16 protein-coding genes are annotated in these 19055 nt (G+C 62.6%); 10 read left to right on the top strand and 6 right to left on the bottom strand.

Annotation, left to right across the window (positions count from 1 at the left end):
- Positions 1-47: 47 nt before the first annotated feature.
- Positions 48-278, bottom strand: a complete 231-nt coding sequence (locus QXZ85_RS17380) for a hypothetical protein (protein WP_315706480.1) — start codon at positions 276-278, stop codon at positions 48-50.
- Between the two features lie 200 nt (positions 279-478).
- Here QXZ85_RS17380 and QXZ85_RS17375 point away from each other — a divergent pair, with 200 nt between their 5' ends.
- Both QXZ85_RS17375 and QXZ85_RS17370 read left to right on the top strand, forming a co-directional pair.
- The gene (locus QXZ85_RS17375; protein ID WP_316174524.1) at positions 479-775 is read left to right on the top strand and encodes a hypothetical protein; all 297 of its coding nucleotides are present in this window, start codon (positions 479-481) and stop codon (positions 773-775) included.
- Positions 751-2151: an ABC transporter ATP-binding protein gene (locus QXZ85_RS17370; RefSeq protein ID WP_316174522.1), complete on the top strand. Its 1401-nt coding sequence runs from the start codon at positions 751-753 to the stop codon at positions 2149-2151. The genes QXZ85_RS17375 and QXZ85_RS17370 overlap by 25 nt, the downstream gene beginning before the upstream one ends.
- 93 nt (positions 2152-2244) lie before the next feature.
- Here QXZ85_RS17370 and QXZ85_RS17365 read toward each other — a convergent pair whose 3' ends face one another.
- Positions 2245-3762 (bottom strand): AMP-binding protein, encoded by a 1518-nt coding sequence (locus QXZ85_RS17365; protein ID WP_315706477.1) that lies wholly within the window; start codon positions 3760-3762, stop codon positions 2245-2247.
- Between the two features lie 253 nt (positions 3763-4015).
- Here QXZ85_RS17365 and QXZ85_RS17360 point away from each other — a divergent pair, with 253 nt between their 5' ends.
- Complete coding sequence (locus QXZ85_RS17360; RefSeq protein WP_315706476.1) at positions 4016-4420, top strand: four-helix bundle copper-binding protein; 405 nt, start codon at positions 4016-4018, stop codon at positions 4418-4420.
- A 71-nt stretch (positions 4421-4491) separates the two neighbouring features.
- Here the strand turns inward: QXZ85_RS17360 and QXZ85_RS17355 are convergent, their stop codons facing one another.
- Both QXZ85_RS17355 and QXZ85_RS17350 read right to left on the bottom strand, forming a co-directional pair.
- Complete coding sequence (locus QXZ85_RS17355; protein WP_315706475.1) at positions 4492-4668, bottom strand: Flp family type IVb pilin; 177 nt, start codon at positions 4666-4668, stop codon at positions 4492-4494.
- Between the two features lie 146 nt (positions 4669-4814).
- Positions 4815-6365 (bottom strand): winged helix-turn-helix domain-containing tetratricopeptide repeat protein, encoded by a 1551-nt coding sequence (locus tag QXZ85_RS17350; protein WP_315743864.1) that lies wholly within the window; start codon positions 6363-6365, stop codon positions 4815-4817.
- A 167-nt stretch (positions 6366-6532) separates the two neighbouring features.
- On the opposite strand from QXZ85_RS17350, the gene QXZ85_RS17345 reads away from it, so the two are divergent.
- On the top strand, positions 6533-7582 hold the full coding sequence (locus QXZ85_RS17345; RefSeq protein WP_316174520.1) for an alpha/beta hydrolase: 1050 nt from the start codon (positions 6533-6535) through the stop codon (positions 7580-7582).
- Positions 7583-7743: 161 nt separating this feature from the next.
- Positions 7744-8244: a cytochrome P460 family protein gene (locus QXZ85_RS17340; protein ID WP_315706472.1), complete on the top strand. Its 501-nt coding sequence runs from the start codon at positions 7744-7746 to the stop codon at positions 8242-8244.
- A gap of 22 nt (positions 8245-8266) precedes the next feature.
- On the opposite strand, the gene QXZ85_RS17335 is transcribed toward QXZ85_RS17340, so the two are convergent.
- A complete protein-coding gene (locus QXZ85_RS17335; protein ID WP_315706469.1) occupies positions 8267-9523 on the bottom strand; it encodes an Hsp70 family protein in 1257 nt (418 codons plus the stop codon).
- Between the two features lie 1025 nt (positions 9524-10548).
- On the opposite strand from QXZ85_RS17335, the gene QXZ85_RS17330 reads away from it, so the two are divergent.
- The 4 genes from QXZ85_RS17330 to QXZ85_RS17315 all read left to right on the top strand — a co-directional run bounded on the left by QXZ85_RS17330 (position 10549) and on the right by QXZ85_RS17315 (position 15755).
- A complete protein-coding gene (locus QXZ85_RS17330; protein ID WP_316174518.1) occupies positions 10549-11865 on the top strand; it encodes a hypothetical protein in 1317 nt (438 codons plus the stop codon).
- 112 nt (positions 11866-11977) lie between these two features.
- Positions 11978-12520, top strand: a complete 543-nt coding sequence (locus QXZ85_RS17325) for a GDSL-type esterase/lipase family protein (protein WP_315706467.1) — start codon at positions 11978-11980, stop codon at positions 12518-12520.
- Between the two features lie 210 nt (positions 12521-12730).
- Positions 12731-13723 (top strand): phosphatase PAP2 family protein, encoded by a 993-nt coding sequence (locus tag QXZ85_RS17320; protein WP_315750832.1) that lies wholly within the window; start codon positions 12731-12733, stop codon positions 13721-13723.
- A gap of 229 nt (positions 13724-13952) precedes the next feature.
- Positions 13953-15755 carry a hypothetical protein gene (locus tag QXZ85_RS17315; RefSeq protein ID WP_315750834.1) on the top strand — a complete coding sequence of 601 codons (1803 nt, stop codon included), beginning with the start codon at positions 13953-13955 and terminating at the stop codon, positions 15753-15755.
- Positions 15756-16233: 478 nt separating this feature from the next.
- Here the strand turns inward: QXZ85_RS17315 and QXZ85_RS17310 are convergent, their stop codons facing one another.
- Positions 16234-16467: a hypothetical protein gene (locus QXZ85_RS17310; RefSeq protein WP_315706464.1), complete on the bottom strand. Its 234-nt coding sequence runs from the start codon at positions 16465-16467 to the stop codon at positions 16234-16236.
- Between the two features lie 1559 nt (positions 16468-18026).
- On the opposite strand from QXZ85_RS17310, the gene QXZ85_RS17305 reads away from it, so the two are divergent.
- The gene (locus tag QXZ85_RS17305; RefSeq protein ID WP_316174515.1) at positions 18027-19052 is read left to right on the top strand and encodes a phosphate/phosphite/phosphonate ABC transporter substrate-binding protein; all 1026 of its coding nucleotides are present in this window, start codon (positions 18027-18029) and stop codon (positions 19050-19052) included.
- Positions 19053-19055: the final 3 nt, after the last annotated feature.

The raw sequence follows: 19055 nt of genomic DNA, 5'->3' as shown, positions 1-19055 counted from the left end.
TTGCGCCGATACGTCTGCGATCCACGGCTTCGATGGGCGCGGCCGAGCTACGACTTCAGTTTAACACCATTGCTGCCAGTCGTTCCAGTTCTGAGCCGTGGTGTCTTGGCGATGACGGCTTGATCGCCGGCCACGTGGAACGTGACGGATATGCTCGCTCGAGCGGTGTCCGCAGAATGGAAACGCTCGTCGTCGGATATGGCTCCGTGAGAAGCCGCACCGGCCAACGCCAGGGCCGCAATGTCATCGGTACCGGGATTCAGCGCCATGATGGCCATCGGCGCGACCGTCTCCGCCCAGTGCGTTCCCCTGGAACCGCTCTTTTAACTTGCGATTGTCGCAATGGCGCGCGCACTGGGAGACGGACGTTGCAGCGGCGGGCAGGCTGAGATCTGCCGCCGGTGAGACGGCATCGGCGCGGCACGATCGCGCGTGCCGCGCCTGAGCGGTGGCCGGCACATCAGGCGAGGTGGCATTGATGGCCCAGGCAAGGACCTCCAACTCCAGCTCCGAAGCCGCCGGCGAGATGCTGGCGCGGCTACGGCGGCTGCACGTGGCGGTGCGGTTTGCGCTGCCGCAGCGACATGCGATTCTGGTGATCGTGTTGTTGGTGCTGGCGGTTGCGGGCATCAATGCGTTCGAGCCCTTGGTGCTCAAGGGTGTATTCGACCAGCTCACCGACCGGAACATGCCGGGGCCATCCTCGCCGGCATCCTGTTGCTGCTCGGCTTCGCGCTGGCCCGCGAGACGATGGCTGGCTTTTCCAACTGGCTGACCTGGCGCACCCGCGTCGGCCTGCAATATGCGCTTCTCGAAGCGACCATCGGCAAGCTGCACCGGATGCCGCTGCGCATCCAGCGCAGCGAAGGGATCGGCGCCATCATGACCCGGCTCGATCGCAGCATCCAGGGCTTTACCAGCGCGGTCACCGCGATCCTGTTCAGCATCATGCCATCCGTCATCTTCCTGGCGATCGCGGTCGTGATCATGCTGCGGCTGGAATGGCGGCTCGCTTTGCTGGTGCTGCTGTTTGCGCCGTTGCCGGCGCTGATTGCCGCGCGCGCCGGCCCCGAACAGATGCAGCGCGAGCGCACGCTGCTCGACCGCTGGGCGAAGATCTATTCGCGCTTCAACGAGGTGCTCTCGGGCATCATGATCGTCCGCAGCTTCGCGATGGAAGATACCGAGAAGGCGCGCTTCCTGCGCGATGTCGCTGCGGCGAACAAGGTCGTGATCCATGGCGTTGCGATCGACGCCGGCTATTCCTCTGCAAGCAACCTGGCGGTAGCGCTGGCGCGACTCGGCGGTCTCGCATTCGGTGCGTACCTCGTCCTGCAAAGCGACATCACAGTCGGGACCGTGGTTGTGTTTCTCGGCAATATCGGCGGCCTGTTCGGCCCGGTGCAAGGCTTGAGCGGCGTCTACTCCAGCCTGCGCAAGGCCTCGGTCTCGCTCGACGAGATCTTCGGTATCCTCAATGTGCAGGAGCATCTCGGCGACAGCCCGGATGCCGTCGAGCTCACCGACGTCAATGGCGATGTCAGTTTCGAGAACGTGCATTTCCGTTACGAGCAGCCGCAGCGTCCGCTGCTCGATGGCGTGACCCTGCATGCCGCTCCCGGTGAGACCATCGCGATCGTCGGCCCGAGTGGCTCCGGCAAGACCACGCTGATGGCGCTGCTGATGCGCTTCTACGATCCGGTCGAGGGACGCATCACGATTGATGGGCGCAATCTGCGCGAGATCAAGCAGAGTTCGCTGCGCCGGCACATCGGCGTGGTCCGGCAGGATCCGCTGCTGTTCAACGACAGCATCAAGGCCAACATCGCCTATGGCCGGCCGGAAGCCACCGATGAGGAATTCCAGGCGGCGGCGAAAGCGGCTTATGCGCATGATTTCATCATGCGCCTTCCCGACGGCTACGACGCGATGGTCGGGGAACGCGGCGCGCTGCTGTCGGTCGTCGAGCGGCAGCGCATCACCATCGCGCGGGCGCTTCTGAAGAATCCGCCGATCCTGGTGCTCGACGAGGCGACTTCGGCGCTGCATGTCGAGGGCCAGGCGGAGTTGATGGCCACCCTCGCGCGCGAGTTGCCGGAAGGCCACTATCATTACCGTCGGGCATCGGCCGGAGCTCGAGGCCTTTCATGACCGCAAGCTCACGATCGCGCGGCGGGTCGGCGGCGCCGTCATCGTCGCGGATACCCCGCTCACGGTGGCCGGCGAACGGCGCGTGGGTTGAGGCTACCCGGCCTCCACTTGGGCACGCACCGGCAGGATACGGAAATCGCGTCCTTCCTTCAGCCAGGCAGCACGCTCGTCGCGCAGCAGCGTCCGGCGGACTTTGCCCGAATCGTCGCGCAGCATCGTGTTCACGATCTCGTAGCTTTCCGGATGTTTGTAGCGGATGAGCCGATCGGCGAGGAAATCGCTCATGCCATCGACGATCGCACGAACATCCTTGCGCTCGTCGATCTCGACGATCGCATGCACGCGCTGGCCGAGTTCGGGATCGGGCAGCCCGACCACGACGCAGGAGCGGATCTCCGGATGCGCCATCAGCGCCGCCTCGACCTCGGCCGGATAGATGTTGGCCCCGCCGCGCAGCACCATGTCGGCGAGCCGATCACCGAGATAGAGGTAACCGTCTTGGTCGAACCGGCCGATGTCGCCGAGCGACTCCCAGCCGTCCGGCCGCCGTTTGGGCTCGGCGCCAAGATAATGATAGGTCGTGCCTGGGCCGTCCTCGGGCAGGAAATAGATCTCGCCGCTCTCGCCGGGCGCGACGTCGTTGCCGTCAGGACCGATGATCCGCAGCTTGCAGGACTCGTCGATCTTGCCGACCGACCCTTTGTGCTCGAGCCATTCGGTGCCCGAGATCACCGTGCGCCCTTGCCGCTCGGTGCCGCCATAGAGTTCGTAGATTTTCTCCGGACCGAGCCACTCGATCCACTTCTCCTTCAGCCATGGCGGCATCGGCGCCGCCATGTGGAAGACGATTTTGAGGCTGGAGACATCGTAGGAATTGCGCACCTCTTCCGGCAACGCCCAGATCCGATGCATCATGGTCGGCACGAAATTGACCCATTGGATGCGCTCCGCCTCGATCAGGCGCAAGGTCTCCTCGGCGTCGAACTTCACCATGCCGGTGACCCGGCCGCCGGCGAACAGCGCGAAATGCGACACGATGAAGGGCGCGTTGTGATAGAGCGGCCCTGGGTTGAGCAGCGACGCGCCTTTCGGCATCCCGAGCGGCGGCTCGGCCGCGGTGTCGGTCACGGCGGGAAGATGGTCGAGGATCACCTTGGGCCGCCCCGTCGAGCCGCCCGAGGTCATGGCCTTCCAATAGCGCGCGACCGGTGCCGTCAGCGGCTCGTCGGAGAAGCCTTCGGGCACGAAATTCGCGGGCAACGAATTCGGTGCGTTCCAATCGGCCTCGCCGCCGACCACGAGCGAGGGTTTCAGGATATCGAGCACCGCAGCCGCTTCGCCGCGCGGCAGCCGCCAGGACAGCGACGTCGGCGTGGCGCCGCACTTCCACACGGCGAAGCTGGTCTCGAAAAAGGCATTGCCGTTGGGCAGGCCGATGGCGACGAAATCGCCGGGCTTGACGCCCTTGGCCATGAAGGCGTGGGCGCGGCGGTTGGCTGCGTGCTCAAGCTGCTCCCACGTCAAGGTGTCGTTGCCGTGACGGATCGCGATCGTGTCCTTCGGCTTGCGCTCGGCATACCAGCGCGGCACATCCGCCAAGGGAATCAGCATAGGTTCCTCCGCATTGTCAGGCGTTCAGATCGCCATCTCGTTGTCGTCGCGGCAGGTCGAGCCGGCCGCGCGTCCCGTGATGAGAGACGTTGTGCCTCAACTCATGTTGGTTCGTCCATATGCACACTGCTCATGATTGGAAATGCCGCGTCGCGAAATAGAGCTGCATGTTGCGGCCTATTGCGAGATCAGCTCGAACCTTTAGCGTCAGCAATCATTGAGGCGGAAGGGGGCGAACTGATGGGAGTTCCCTATGCACGCTCAAGAAATGATCTCCAGCCATCCGCAGGTCCGCGGCCAGACCAATGACGCGCTCATCCGCTGCATCGAGGAGTGCTATTCCTGCGCCCAGACCTGCACGTCCTGTGCTGACGCCTGCCTCGCGGAGGACAAGGTCAAGTCGCTCACGCAATGCATCCGGCTCGACCTCGACTGCGCCGACATCTGCAACATTACCGGGCGCATCGCGACGCGACGGACCGGGTCGGATCAGGAGGTGATCCGGCGCATGCTCGACACTTGCGCCGCGGCCTGCCGCCTCTGCGCCGCGGAATGCGAGAAGCACGCGCGGATGCACGAGCATTGCCGGATCTGCGCCGAGGCTTGCCGGCGCTGCATGAGCGCTTGCGAGGAGGCCGGGCGCGGCATGGCACATTGATAACGCGGTGGCCGGACCGGGTGTCAGCCCCGGCCCGGCCGCTCAGGATGCTTTCCAGATTATTTGACCGGTCAGCCGAGCAGGTTGGTCAGCGACGTGAAAATGCCGAGCAGCGTCAGGCCAAGCTTGTTCATGATGGTAATGAGCGCGAGCGCAATTCCACAGGCAATCAGGCCGTATTCGATCGCCGTTGCGCCGGACTCGTCCTTCAGCAGCTTCAGCGCCAGTCTTTTCAGAATCTTTTTCATTCCGCACCCGGACGAACGTCGTTGTCCATCTCACGGGCCGGGAAACTACGGGTGATAACCTAAGGTCGTATAAAGATGATGCCGCCAACTTTCCGCACTCGCCGGGATTTCCTGAAGACAGATGGTCGGCGCAAGCCGCGCAGGCCTCAGTCGGGCACGCCCGCGGCCTTGAGGGCCTCAGCATAGGTCGCCGCCATCGTGCCCACCGGGAACGGAATTCGGGACAGGAAGCCCGAGACCGTCAGGTCGGGCTCCACGATCAGCAGCTGCTGCGCGATTTGGGCGGCGCGGTCGCGCCGGTTCGTGTTCACCAGCGCCACCAGGAGTGCACGCAAGGCGACCGCGAAGCGCCGGTTCTGCGCCAGCGCCTTCTCCGCCCAAGCGATCGCTTGGGCAAAATCGCGGTCAGCCAACGCGCAGATCGCCATGGCGCCGGATGCGAACCAGCCGCGCGGATCGCGCGGGTTCAGCCGCATCGCGCGTTCGATCATGGTGCGGCCGGCGACCTGATGGCCGCTCATGGCTTCGATCCAGCCGCCAAGCGTCAGCGCCATCGCGGAATTTGGATTGATCGCGAGCGAGCGGCTGAAGAGCTCGCGGGCCGGCTCGATCTCGTCGGCCATGTTCCAGATTGCAAAGGCCGCCATCCACAGCACCTGCGGATCGTTCGGCGCGAGCTCGGTCGCGCGCCAGGCGCGTGCGACGGCCTCGTCGCGATAGGTCTCGTCCGGCTTGATCCAGCCCTGGAAGTGACGCAGCGCGTGGCAATAGGCGGCTGCCGCCATCGCCGGCGCGTAGAGAGGATCGATCGTCAGGGCCTGTTCGAGGCAGCCGATCGCAGCCGCCATGCTGTCGGCCGTGAACGCGTCGCGAAGGCTGGCGGCGCGCAGGAGCAGGTCGTAGGCGTGAAGGGCGTTCGCCGGTAGCGATCGACGCCGCTCAGCCTCCGCCAATTCCAATGTCGGCTCGATCGCCGCCACCACGCATTCCGTGATGGAGTCCTGCAGCGCGAACACGTCGCTGGCATCGCCATCGAACCGGTCGGCCCAGAGATGAGCTCCGGTCGCGGTGTCGATCAGCTGACCGGTGATGCGCAGGCGGGACCTGTCACGGCGAACGCTGCCTTCCAGCACATAGCCGACGCCGAGATCGCGTCCGACCTGGCGGATGTCGACTGGCTTGTTCTTGTAGGTGAAGGATGTGTTGCGCGCGATCACGGCAAGCCCACCGCAGCGGGACAGCGCCGTGATGATGTCTTCGACCATGCCGTCGGCGAAATAGTCCTGCTCGGGATCGCCGCTCATATTGGCGAAGGGGAGGACGGCGATGGACGGGCCTTCGAACGGCGGAGCTGCGATCTCGCCTTGGTCGTTCGGTTCTGCCGCCGCCGGCTCCCGCACCTCGCCGACGAAGCGAAAGCCCTTGCGAGGGATGGTCCGGATCAGGCGCTGCGCCTCGCCATCGTCGCCGATCGCGGCGCGCGCAGCACTGATCCGGCTGCTCAGGGTAGCCTCCGAGACGATGCGGCCGCCCCAGACCGCCGCCAGCAGATCGTCCCGGCTCACCACGCGGTCGCGGTTGCGGATCAGGAACTCCAAGAGATCGAAGACCTGCGGCTCCATGGCGACGAGAGCGTCGTCATGGCGGAGCTCGCGCCGCTCTGGATCCAGAATGAAGTCGTTGAAATGATAAGGCAAACGTCAAGACCGCCAGCTGGCTGTTGTAGCGGAGCCAGATCTAGCACGCTTCGGGCACGCTGAAATCAGGACGATCTCAAGGAAAACTCCAAGTCGTCTCCAAGCCATCTCCAAGCAGAGTGATCGGGGTTCGGGCACAAGGTGGCCAACAGATCAAGGAGATCGTCATGTCAGAGACCATCGACAATCGTCGCCGTCGTTTCCTCGGCGTTGCCGCCGCGGGCGTCGCAGCCGCCCAGTTCGGTGTGATCAACCCGGCCAGGGCCGAGACCTTCAAGGCCAAGGCCGCGCTGCCGGCGATCAGGCCGGGAATGACGACCACGTTCGGCACGCTCAAGCAGATCGACGCCGGCGTGCTCAACACCGGCTATGCCGAAGCCGGGCCCGCCGACGGCCCCGCGGTGATCCTGCTGCATGGCTGGCCCTATGACATCCACAGCTATGCCGACGTGGCTTCGGCACTCGCCTCCGCAGGCTATCGCGTCATCGTTCCGTATCTGCGCGGCTACGGCTCAACGCGCTTCCTGTCGCCTGCGACGATGCGGAGCGGTCAGCCGGTGGCGGTTGCGGCCGACATCGTCGCGCTGATGGATGCGTTGAAGATCCAGAGCGCGACGCTCGCCGGCTATGATTGGGGCGCGCGCACCGCCAACATCATCGCCGCGCTGTGGCCGGAGCGCTGCAAGGCGATGGTCTCGGTGTCGGGCTATCTGATCGGCAGCCAGGACGCCGGCAGAATGCCGCTGCCGCCCAAGGCCGAGCTGCAATGGTGGTACCAGTTCTACTTCGCGACCGAGCGCGGCCGCGAGGGCTATGCGAAGTATCGGCACGACTTTTCCAAGCTGATCTGGCAGATCGCCTCGCCGCAATGGAAATTCGACGACGCCACTTTCGACCGCAGCGCAGCCGCTTTCGATAACCCCGACCATGTCGACATCGTCGTGCACAATTATCGCTGGCGGCTCGCCCTTGCAGAGGGGGAAGCGAAATATGACGCGCTCGAGAAGAAGCTCGCGACGTTCCCGATCATCGCGGTGCCGACCATCACCATGGAGGGCGATGCCAACGGCGCGCCGCATCCGGAGCCAGAGGCCTACGCCAAGAAGTTTGCAGGTCGCTACGAGCACCGGCTGATCAAGGGCGGCATCGGCCACAATCTGCCGCAGGAAGCGCCGCAGGCCTTTGCGCAGGCCGTACTCGACGTGGCGGCTGGCTGAGAATGGTGTTGTCTCAGTTCTTGCAGCCGTCATTGCGAGGAGCGTGAGCTCCGAAGCAATCCAGAGCGACAGGCGAGACTCTGGATTGCTTCGCTATCGCTCGCAATGACGGTGAGAGACCGAAGGATCCAAGGTGAAGTGACGGATGTCAGGCTAAGCAAATGAATGAACTCGCCAAGATGGCCATCGCCGCCGCGGTGGCAACAGCAGCCGTGCTGCTTCTGCCTCTGGCGGGAGTAGCCGATGACGGCGCCTCGCCGATCTTCGGCGTCACGATTCCGCAAGGTTATCGCGACTGGCCGTTGATCGGGGTAGGGCGCGAGGACAGTCTCGGAGAATTGCGCGGCGTGGTTGGCAATGCCATCGCGCTCCAGGCTTATCGGAACGGCAAGCTGCCGTTTCCCGATGGCAGCGTGCTGGTCAAGCTGGCCTGGAAGCAGGTGCCGATCGCAGGCCTCGAGGGCGCCTTCACCTCTGACACGCCGACCACGATCCAGGTGATGGTCAAGGACGCCGCGAAATATGGATCGACGGGCGGTTGGGGCTTCGGCCGGTTCGTCGGCGGCAGGCCGGCCGACGAGGCGCAGCATCGGACCTGCTTCGCCTGTCATCAGGCGCATGCGAAGGATCACGACTTCGTCTTCACGCGTTATGGGCGATGACGGGCCGCGCGCAGGCGACGCCTCAGCCGAACTTCCGTCGGGCGTCGAGCGCGAGCCCGATGCCGACGCTGCCGAGCAGGTCGGTTTCGGCGACGCGTGCACCGGGGAAGGGGGCCAGAATTGCCTGGCGCAGCAACGGCACCATGCTCGATCCGCCGGTTAGGAAGATCGTGGTGACATCGGTCGCCGCGACGCGTGCGTCTTTCAACAGCCGCTGCACCGTTGCGACGATGCGTTCGACGGCGTCAGCGATGGCGGCGTCGAACGCGGGCCGCGTGAAGGAGAACTTCGCCCATGCGCCATGATCGGCGAGCGCCGAGACCGCCGTCTCCGCGCGCGTCAGGGCAATCTTGGCCTCCTCGACCCCGATGGCGACCGCATGGCCCTGGCGCGCCTCGACCAGCGCGATGAAGCGATCGACGAGGTCGCGTCGCGCGGCCTCGTAGCGGATTTGCCGCAGCTCCGGCATCACGTTCTTCTTGTAGAGCTGGTTGATGCGGTGCCAGGTCGCGAGCTCATGATAATAGAGCGAGGGCAGGCTGCGCTTGCCGTCGGCGGTCGGGCTGCCGTAGCCGAGCTCGGGCATCACGCTTTTAAGGCTCAGCAGCCGGTCGAAATCGGTGCCGCCGATATGGATGCCGCCATTGGCCAGGATGTCGCCGGCGCGCTCGGCCCGCTTGCGCCGCTCGGGCGAGACGCGCACGATCGAGAAGTCGGAGGTGCCGCCGCCGATGTCCGCGATCAGGACCAGTTCTTCGCCACGGACATGCTGCTCATAATCGAGCGCGGCGGCGATCGGCTCGTATTGGAAGGCGATGGTCCGGAAGCCCTGCGCACGGGCGATGTTCTCCAGCGCATGTTGCGCCTCAGCGTCGGCCGCATCGTCCTTGTCGACGAAGCGCACCGGGCGGCCGAGCACGACCTCCGTGATCTCTCGGTCGAGCTGGCGTTCCATCTGCGACTTCAGATGCGCGAAATAGAGTCCGAGAATCCCTGAGAACGGCACCGCCTTCTGGCGAATATAGGTCTTCTCGTGGATCAGCGCCGTGCCCAGGATGCTCTTCAGCGCGCGCATGAAGCGCCCGTCATGGCCCTTCAGGTAATGATCGACCGCGCTGCGTCCGAAATGGGTGCGGTGATCCTCGAAATCGAAGAACATCGCGCTCGGGAGCGTCAGGTGGCGGTCTTCGAGCGGGAGCAGGCGGGCTTTCTCTGGATCGCTGATGCCGATGGTGGTGTTCGAAGTGCCGAAGTCTATGCCGCAATAGGCCGCAACCATGCTCGTCTTGCTCGTGTCAGTCCGGGGCGACGGCTTACCCGCTCGGCGGCGTCGTGTCATCCGGCGAATGCCAGGGCTACTGCATATGGGGAAAAACTCGGCCGACGGATCTCTTCCGCGGCCGTCCTTCGAGACGCTCGCCTCCGGCGAGCTCCTCGGGACGAGGGCTGGTTTGCGGCAAAATGGCAGACCCTCATGGTGAGGAGCGCCGCATGCGGCGCGTCTCCGGACGATGCTACGCATCGCCGGGAGAACCATGAGGCCCGATCCAGTTTGCGCCATATGCGATCGCCCTGCGGCGAATGCGGTTCGCGCCATGCGGCTTTACGAACGATCGTGCGATGTCGGCGTCGGCCGCGGCAAGCACCGGCAGAACGCGCATCGGACGGCGGCGGCAGGCCCGTCGAATGAGAGGCCGACGTTTGGCGCCATCCCGGGATCAGCTTGGGCGCCTTACGACGGACTTCCGTCGCGCCGCGCTCTTCGCGCCGAATGTCGGCACGTCACGGTCTATCAATGTCTGTTAACCATCATATCAAGGGCGCGGACCGGCGTCGCCCTGGTGCTGGCTGCTCGAGCCCGGCGGGGGCGAGCTACACACACAGGTTGTAAAATTAACGATCGGTGCATTTTCCGAACGTATTTTTCTCAATCTGGAACCGGATACTTCCAGGTCGCGGCAAATTTGAGACATTCTTGACGCGTCAGTTGGTGCGGCTGTCGTGCTCGATGCTCGTCGCCGTAGCCAGCTGGTGCTGAGGTCGACCCGGATCGGGTGCAGCTCGGCGTCATCGGCGTGATGCAGTGTGTGGCGTTGTGAGTTGAGTAACCGGATGGAAGATTTCCATTCTCTCCCTGAAGAAGTGCCGCGGACCTTTGACCCCCGGTCGTGGCGGGAGGTGAACGGCCCCACGATCCATCCCGGCGGCGCCGGGAACGCGCTGCAGCTCTGCTGCCCGCCGGTCGCTTCCTTCGTGGGGGCTTTCCTGGGCTGCCTTCTTACCCTGGATCTGAGCAGTTCCGGGGTGCCTCCCGCAATTGCATCGGCAACCGTCACGATCCTCTTGTGCGCCTCACTGATCTTGTCGGGGTGGGCCGAACTGGTGCCGAGCGCTTTCTTTTCCTCGGCCTATGGAGGAAGCTTCGGCGGGATGACGCCGGTTGCGGTCCTCAGCGAGAGCGTGGCCCGATCGGGCCTGCCGGTCAGTGCGTCGTTCTCTTTGCTGTCGATCTTTTGCGGGCTGGTGTTCTGTCTCGCCTGCGCAATGGACCTGCGGCTGCGGAGGGGGATCTTGCGCGGCTATGGCGGGCGGCTCGGTGGGCTCGCGGCCATCGCGTCCTTTCTCTTCGTCGGCCTCGGGCCCTTGCTCGGTTCGGATGGCGAGTTGTTTCGCGTTGCTCGTGTCGACGCCTTCGACAGCGATCCCGGCGCGGTGGCACGGATCTTCGCGGTGTGCGCGACCGGCATGCTCGCCACCCTGTTGGTGCTGCGGCAACCGCGGGTGGCCGAGTCGCGCCGCGTGATCAGGATCTTCGCCGCCGCGACCGTTGCGTTCGTCGGCCTCGTCGCGCTCCATGAAATGCAGCCGAATGATCCATGTCTGCAAGACGCATTCTATGCGGGGTGCTTTCTCGGCATGTCGTCGCCGGAGCGGTTGGCAGGTCCGATCCGGCCGGTGTTGGTGTCGTTGGTATTGACCGTCCTTCTTGCCGAGACCTGTCCGATCCTGCCCGCCGTCGGCGGCAGCCTCGGCTTTCTCGCATGCCTGACGGTACTGGTGTTGGACACCTCGCGCCGCGTCCTCCGCTCGGCGACCTCTGCGATCGTTGCGGGAGAGTGCGATAGCGGCGTTCGGGGACCCGGCGCTGGCCGAGGCTCGTCGGCGGGGATGCCGGCTTGGCGCGCGATACGGTCCTTCGCGACGCTCGCAATGTCGCCTCGCGCTGCGCCTCCGCTTGCGAAAGGGCTGGCGGCAACGCTGCTGTTTGGCGCCGCGCTGGTGCCGTTCGGTTCTGTGCCGGAGCAAGAGGAGCTGTGGACCACCGGATCGATCCGGGGCGTCGAGACCCAGCTCCCGGCGGCCCAGCCGAGATCGGCAGGCATGGTGCCTATGCTGATGAATCCCGGCGCTCTCAGCGAAGCACGAATCGTTGGCACCGCGGATGCCGCCCTTGCGACTGATGGTCCGGCGCAGAGCCGCGCCGAACTCGCGCTGCGGCCGAGCGCGGATGTTCGCAGGGTCGGCTCATCCGATGGGCGTTCGGGTCAGGTCCGGTCGCCGCACACCAAACGCGCTCACGTCGTGGCGCAGCCGGTCTCTCGCAGGAGCAACGCACACTAAACTTTTCGATTGAAATGGGTGATCGAATTTAGGTTACGTTAGCTACTGAACCGGGGCTTGGGCGAGCAAAGAGCCGGAATACAAGCGGACATAAAACCGAAGGGGATTTTATATGATTTTGAACCGAAGACTTGCCGCCTTTTCTGCGGCGTTGCTCTTGTTGACGATGGAAGCGGGCCGACCGGCCTCGGCCGCCCAAGTCGTCGCTATCGGTGCGAGCAATACGATCGGCGCAGGACGGGGTAGCCACCATGGCGGGGTGGTGCCTTCGGACGCTTGGCCCGCTCAACTTGAACAGCTGCTCCATGCCCGCGGCATCGGCGTCGAGGTGAAGAACGCCGGTATTGCCGGAGACACGACTTGCAACATGCTATCTCGATTGGACAGCGAAATCGGGTCCGACACGAAGGTGGTCATCATTCAACCCGGCGGCAACGACGCCTGGAAAGGCACTTGCAGGTTCGACACAGCGAAGAATGTGGCTGAGATGCAGCAACAACTTCGGGCACGCGGCATCAAGTCGATCTTGCTCGTTCGCCTGGGAAGCATTGCCGGCAAGAGCAATCTTGAGGTCGACGGTCAGCACTTCAACAAAGCGGGCCATGCGGCGATCGCAGCCTGGTTGCTTCCGAAGGTCGCTGCTGGGTTGCGATAGCCTGCCATTGCAGCAGCAATTCATTGGCCGGTCCTGGCGCCAAGCGTGCGTCTCGGGATACAAAAGAGCGTCAAGCCGACCGGAAACGTAAAGGCAGCCCCCGACGAGGACTGCCGGACGATCGGAATACAATGTAGGGGGGCGTCTTTAGTCTACATTAGCAAATGCCGATAATAGTCGCCGCCAAGAGCAATTGCAATTTGGTCGGAAATGAACAGCGACGAGGCCGGTCTTGCTTGGCGCACATTCAACTTGAATTGGATACCCGTCGCGATTCTCGGGGCTGTGCTGTTCTGCGTCACACTGTGTACGAACTTTTCCCTGGAACCGATGGCCTTCGGCGTTGCCGTTGCAATTGCTCTTCTACTTGCGGCTGTCGCCTATGGTTCCGCGCTCATAAAGCCGGATGTTGCAGATCCTAAGCTCGTCTTCTGGTTTGGCGCGACGGCCCAGATCATAGTGGTCACGGCGATTGTTGGACCGCTGAGCTACGTCGCAAACGCGTTGAACTGGCCGCTGCAGGACCAGACGCTATTGGTAATTGACCGTGCCATCGGGATGGACCCTCAACCGATCGCAGCCTTTTTCAACGAGCACAGTTGGCTCGTGAAGTACCTGAACGTCGGTTATGGCTTCATCAAATGGCCGCTGCTGGGCATCCCCATCATTTTGACGATGACGCTGCGATTCACGAGGCTTCAGCAGTTCGTACTTGCGTTGAACCTTGCGCTCGCCGTGACGATCGTCATTTCAGTGTTCGTTCCGGCCGTCGGGACCTACTATGGTCTTGGCTTGTCGCCGGCAGAGCAATTTCCGTTGATTGATTCGACCAATTATGCGGCGCAGCTTCGTGATATCCTGGCGCTACGCGATGGGTCGCTCCGTCATCTTGAACTGCTCAGGTTGTCGGGCATCGTCTCCTTTCCAAGTTTCCATACGGCGTCGGCGGTTCTCTATATGTGGGCGGTGTGGCCGGTCCGAGCTTTCCGGTGGGCAACGATTGCGCTCAACACATGGATGATTGCGGCAACGCCCTTGATCGGCGCGCACTATATCATCGACGTCGTGGGCGGCGCCGTCGTGGCTGCCGGAGCCGTTCTTCTGACCAAACATCTCTCCAGATCCTTGCTTCTCGGATCCAGGCGTCGAAAAGCGTCTCTGGTGGACGTGAATCAGCCCGAGCTCCGCTTCAGCCTCAAGTAGTCGCCAAATCGCTTCGTGCGATCTCTCCGCTTGTCATGACGGATCGACGCGAATCCAGGACGAGCAGTCCGTGCATAGTAGTTTCTTTAACATGTGATGATAACTTGGAGCGCTCGGGCGATCTGAGGCGCTCCGGCCGCCGGCGTGTGGGAGGGATCGCAGGCGCCTCGCGTTCTTGATTTTGATGTGGAAACCGGTCGTTGTCGCGGCTGGTATTGATGGACGACCGATGTCGGATCTCGTTTCAATCTCGAGCCTTTCTCCGACGGAGCCGCGAAGGGTGAGTGCCGGGGTCCTGATAACGGGGCTCGGACTCGCGGTTGTGCTCGCGATCAAACTGTTGTCGATCAAGACCGGCGTCTTCGATGCCATGTCCACCGACGATGCCATGCGTTTGGTCGAAGTGCGCGACCTGATCAACGGGCAAGGGTGGTTTGACCTCCGGCAATATCGACTGGACCCGCCTGGCGTGCCGATGCACTGGTCGCGCCTTATCGATCTGCCCTTGGCCGTCTCGATCCTGCTGTTGAAGCCTCTGATCGGAATGCACCACGCCGAGGCGGTGACGCTGTTTATCTGGCCTCTGCTGCTGTTCGCCATCGCTATCGCGCTTGCCGTCGCGATCGCCCGGCAGATGAGCGACGGCGCGGTAACGTCACAGATCGGCGCCGCCGTGCTGGCTATGCTGGCGGTGCCGGCGCTCGTTCATTTCCGGCCAGGCGGGATCGATCATCACAACGCCCAGATCGATCTGTTGCTTTCCATGGTCCTGTTCACGTTGCAGATCGAGCGGAGTGCGATCAAGGCCGCGTTGGCGGGCCTTGCTGCGTCGTTATCGCTGGCCATCGGCGTCGAGATGCTGCCTGCGATCGCCACGATAAGCGTTGCTGTGGTCGGGCTATTCATATGGCGGGGCGCTCCCGTCGCACGCCAAGTTGCAGCCTTTGCGATCGCGCTGGCGGCCTCGTCGCTGCTACTCGCATTGGCTTTGCTTTCGCCGCAAGCGCTGGCGGCGCCCGTCTGTGACGCGTTGGGCGGTCCGCTACTGCTGCTGACCGTCGGCGGTGGCGTCGGCCTGGTCTTCATGGTCGGAATTGATCATGTCCGCTCTGCTCTATGGCTCCGCGTTGTCACTGCAAGCGCAGTGGCGGTCGGCTTGATGGGCGCGTTGATCGCGCTGTTTGCGGGATCACTTGCGTTGCCTTACGCACAGCTTGATCCGCTTGTGGTGTCGATATGGCTCGATAACGTTCAAGAGACTGTCTCACTTGCGAGGATGCTCCGGCTTGGTGCGGAGGTGGTTCTCGGCTTTTACGCCTTTCCTTTCGTTGCGTTGGGGATAGCTGTTGCGGCGCTTCTCCGCTCGAATCCGCAGGATCGCTTCCGTTGGGTGCTTGGCGTCGTGACGCTCGCCTCGTTGATCGGAATTAGCGCTTGGGAGGTGCGAGGCGCAGCCGGCGCAAACATGGTGGCAGCCCCGATTTTCGCCGCGGGCGCCGTGACGCTCTGGCCGTCGCTCGCCATTGGAAGCAACCTGGTGCTGCTGGCATTCGCCGTTTCACCGATGATGTTTGCAATATTGGGGCCTTCCGCGAAGCCGCTGATCGAGCTGATCTTCAAGTCGCAGCCGATGATCTTCGACCCCGATGCGTTGAGGTGCCAGAGCGTTTCGGACGCCGCTTCCATGAGGCAGCTTCCCAAGGGGCGCGTGATGGCGCCGATCGATTTTGGACCGGCCATACTGGCTGAAACGGACCACGACGTGTTCGCCGCGCCGTACCATCGCAACAATGACGGCAATCTCGCAATGCTCCAGCTGATGATGGCGCCAGCGCCGGTTGCGCATCGAATGCTGTTGGACCGCCAGATCGATTACGTGGTGATCTGCCGTACGTCCCCAGATCGAAGCGTCATTGAACGCGCGCCAGATGGTTTGGAGGCAGCTCTGGTCCGCGGCGAAACGCCTGAATTTCTTGAGCCGATAGGCCTCGGATCCACAAACAAAATTGCGGCATGGCGGCTGCGAAAGTGAAGCCTCGGTCGCAAGCGGCCAACCTCCTCCTATCTGGCCCTGAGAGACCGTCAAAGGTCACACACTGTGTGCCGCACCGCATAAAGCGGTGAAATTAACCAAAAATCCAATGATTCCGTTGGCGGTGCGACGCATAAGATTGTCGCACGCGACACATAAGAGCGTATCGAAAAATTTGCGAAACCGCGCGGACCGCCTGCGACAGAGCGCATGCTGGTAGGGTGGTTGCGGCGAGCGTGGCGGATCGGAAATATCCGGCGACCGACTTTTCGCGCCGTTTACAGGGGGATCCGTTTGCCAAACGGTCTGGTTGGATGTGACCTAAGGCCCGTTCGATGGTGAAACCGCCGCACGGCGCTGGGCAATAGAATTACAACAATATATTGTGATTTTCATTATTTGCAGCCGGTTGGGTGTGCCAACTTTTCGGAAGCCGCTCCTCTCGGCTTTTGATGGTGTGAGGCAGTCAGATGTCGTGCTAGAGCGGGTCGTTGTCGGCGACCGCTTCCCAGACCGGCTCCTCGGCTGGCTGCTTGGCCCACGACCCCGTCGGGTTCGCGCGGTCCAACAACTCGCCGGCAACGGCGCCCAGTCCGGCGGTCTGCAACGCGGCCATCTGGAATGCGTCGCGAGCGGCGAAGTCATCCTCCGAGAGGTCGTCATCGAGCAGGCTGAGCGGCTCTTCGAGGTCGCGCCGAAGGTAGTTGTGCAAATCTTTGAAGCCACACGATCGGGCGGCGAGATCGAGGCAGAATGCATGCTTGAGCTTGACACCCTGCGCAGCCGTTGCGTCATGCCCTTCATGCGGTCGTCGGCCGTCACGATGATCATCGTGTACTGCTCGTTGACGTTGGGGATGGTGCGGGCGGCTCCGGCGTAGGACTGGCGCCAGCGTTCGATGTCGTCGCAGAGCTCCGTCAGCGTCGTGAAACGCTTGTTGCGGAGGAGTTCGCTCAGCTCGCGCAGAGGCCTTTCGGTGAGTGCCCTCGTCCGCAGCATGGGGCCATAGATGATCGAGATGTCATGTCGCTCAGCCCAGGAGCGAAGCGCCGAATGGCGGCGGTATTCGAAGTTGTTGTCGATCCAGACCTCTTCAGGAAGTCCCGACCGAAGGACTCGCCGGTCCAGCGTCGCGGCGATATCAATGGCGGCCGTGAGCGATACGGTCGCGCTCAGGGGACAACGCGCGTGGACGTCGATCACCGTCGTCACGAACGGCCTGAGGTCCAGGTCGAGCATCGCGGAATCGATGATCTATGCCTGATTTCTGAGCGGGACCGGGTAGGCGGTCATGTTCGCCATGAGCTACGTAGTTCTGAACTTCATCTCGACTTCCTTTCTGCTCGAAGGTTTCGGCTTATCCACGGCTCGCCGGCCGCCGAGCGCGATGTTGAACCGCCGCGTCGGAGCGCCCCATACATTGTAGACACGACATTGCTCAGATAGCATCTGGGACATTGTGGGCGCGTCTTATTTGTCGCGGCCTTGTCGCTCTGAAAGAGAATCTGACGCAAACATCTTCCAGAGGTTGATCTGCATCAACGAAGCGACGCCGCATGCATGCAGCGTTAGCCGTTGGTCAGCAAGTGGAGCCGTTCGGCTCTCAGCCGTATGCCTTCTGGGAAGTCATAAGTACAAGCTTTGTCGAGCGGGCATTTTCTGTCGAATGTCCGACATGAACGGGCCCAAGGAAACAATGAAGAAATACTCTCAAAGAAAGAGCTGTGGGGGAGTGCATGAGTCCTCTCTGGCTTCATCGACACGTTCGACTTTGGCGGAGCAGTCTCGCATCGGGCAACTCGATCTGTCGGATCAGCTCATCGCTGAACAGCACGCTCAGATACGCAAGCGTTCCGGACGTCGCAAAGAATTGGAAGATCAAGATCGGCGTCTCGACCGGGCGCTGCAAACACGTGCGTTGCAATTAGCAACCACGGAAACGCGGTACCGCACGGCTTCCGCCGAACGTCGGGTCTGTCGAAGGCGTCACCAGGACGGCGAAGAACGCCTCGTAGAGATACAGGTGCCGTTTGAGCGGCTTTCTCTATTGCAGCGGCATTGCGACTCCAAAGTAATGGCTCTTGTCCCTTGTGCGCCAGCAAATTGTTCGGCGTGTTCCGGCGGGCGCATGGTTCCGAGTTAGCCGGCACGGGCATCGGGCTAGCTATCGGCCGGTGCATCGTGGCGCGGTATGATGGGCGGGTGTGGGCCGAAGGTAAGGTGAACGAGGGGCGACGCTCTATTTTACCTTTTCGGTACGGGAGGACTCTCATGTCTGAAGCGCACGCCGGGCTCGAAATCCAAAATGGAGCGATGTCCCCGGCGGTATTGTGTCGGCGGATTGTAGCCTTCTGCCACCTGGTTTTCGAACCGCCTCGTATGAGTGAGGCGAGGAGAATCCTGTTGCTTGGAGTTGTTGCGCTCGTGCTTGTGGGATGCGGTCAGAGCGAGGAGGACAAAGCGGCCGAACCCAAGTTCACGCAGCAGGCGCCGGCGGCGGCCGGCAAGGAATATGCTTTCGCCATCCATCCCCTGCACAATCCGGTACGCATGTTCGAAATCTATGGCCCGTTGATCGATTATCTCAATCGCAACATTCAGGGCGCCTCGTTCCGGTTGGAAGCCTCGCGCAATTACGAGGCCTTCGAGAAAAAGCTGTACGCACGGGAGCTTGAGTTCGCTCTCCCCAATCCATACCAGACGCTGATTTCGCTGAGCCACGGCTACCACGTCATCGCCAAGATGGGGGACGACTACAAGTTCACCGGCGTCGTTCTTGTCAGGCGCGACAGTGGCATCAAGAACCTGTCAGACCTCAAGGGCAAGAAGGTGTCGTATCCCGCCGGCACTGCGCTCGCCGCCGCCATGATGCCGCAATACTATTTCCAGTCCCACGGCCTGGACGTGAACCGCGACATTGAGAACATTTATGTCGGTTCGCAGGAATCATCCATCATGAACGTGTATCTCGGCAATGTCGCCGCCGGTGTGACCTGGCCGTTGCCGTGGGAGGCGTTTCAGAAAGAACACCCTGACAAGGCAAGCGAGCTGGAACTCAAATGGGAAACCGAACCGCTCATCAACAACGGGGTCGTGGCCAGGGATGATCTCCCCGAACAACTCGTGAAGCGCGTAGCGCAACTGCTCGACACCTTGCACACCAGTGAGGAAGGGAAGAAGATCCTGGCGCGCATGCCGTTATCCCGCTTCGAACTTGCGGATGACCGGCGCTACCGCGTGATCGACGATTTTCTGAAAAAATTCAGCCAGACCGTGCGTCCGCTCGATAACCAATAGCGA

This window comes from Bradyrhizobium sp. SZCCHNGR1005 (assembly GCF_032489995.1).
In the GTDB taxonomy this organism is placed as follows: domain Bacteria; phylum Pseudomonadota; class Alphaproteobacteria; order Rhizobiales; family Xanthobacteraceae; genus Bradyrhizobium.
Note: the sequence above shows the minus strand (reverse complement) of the source record. Positions and strands in the feature narration are given on the sequence as shown.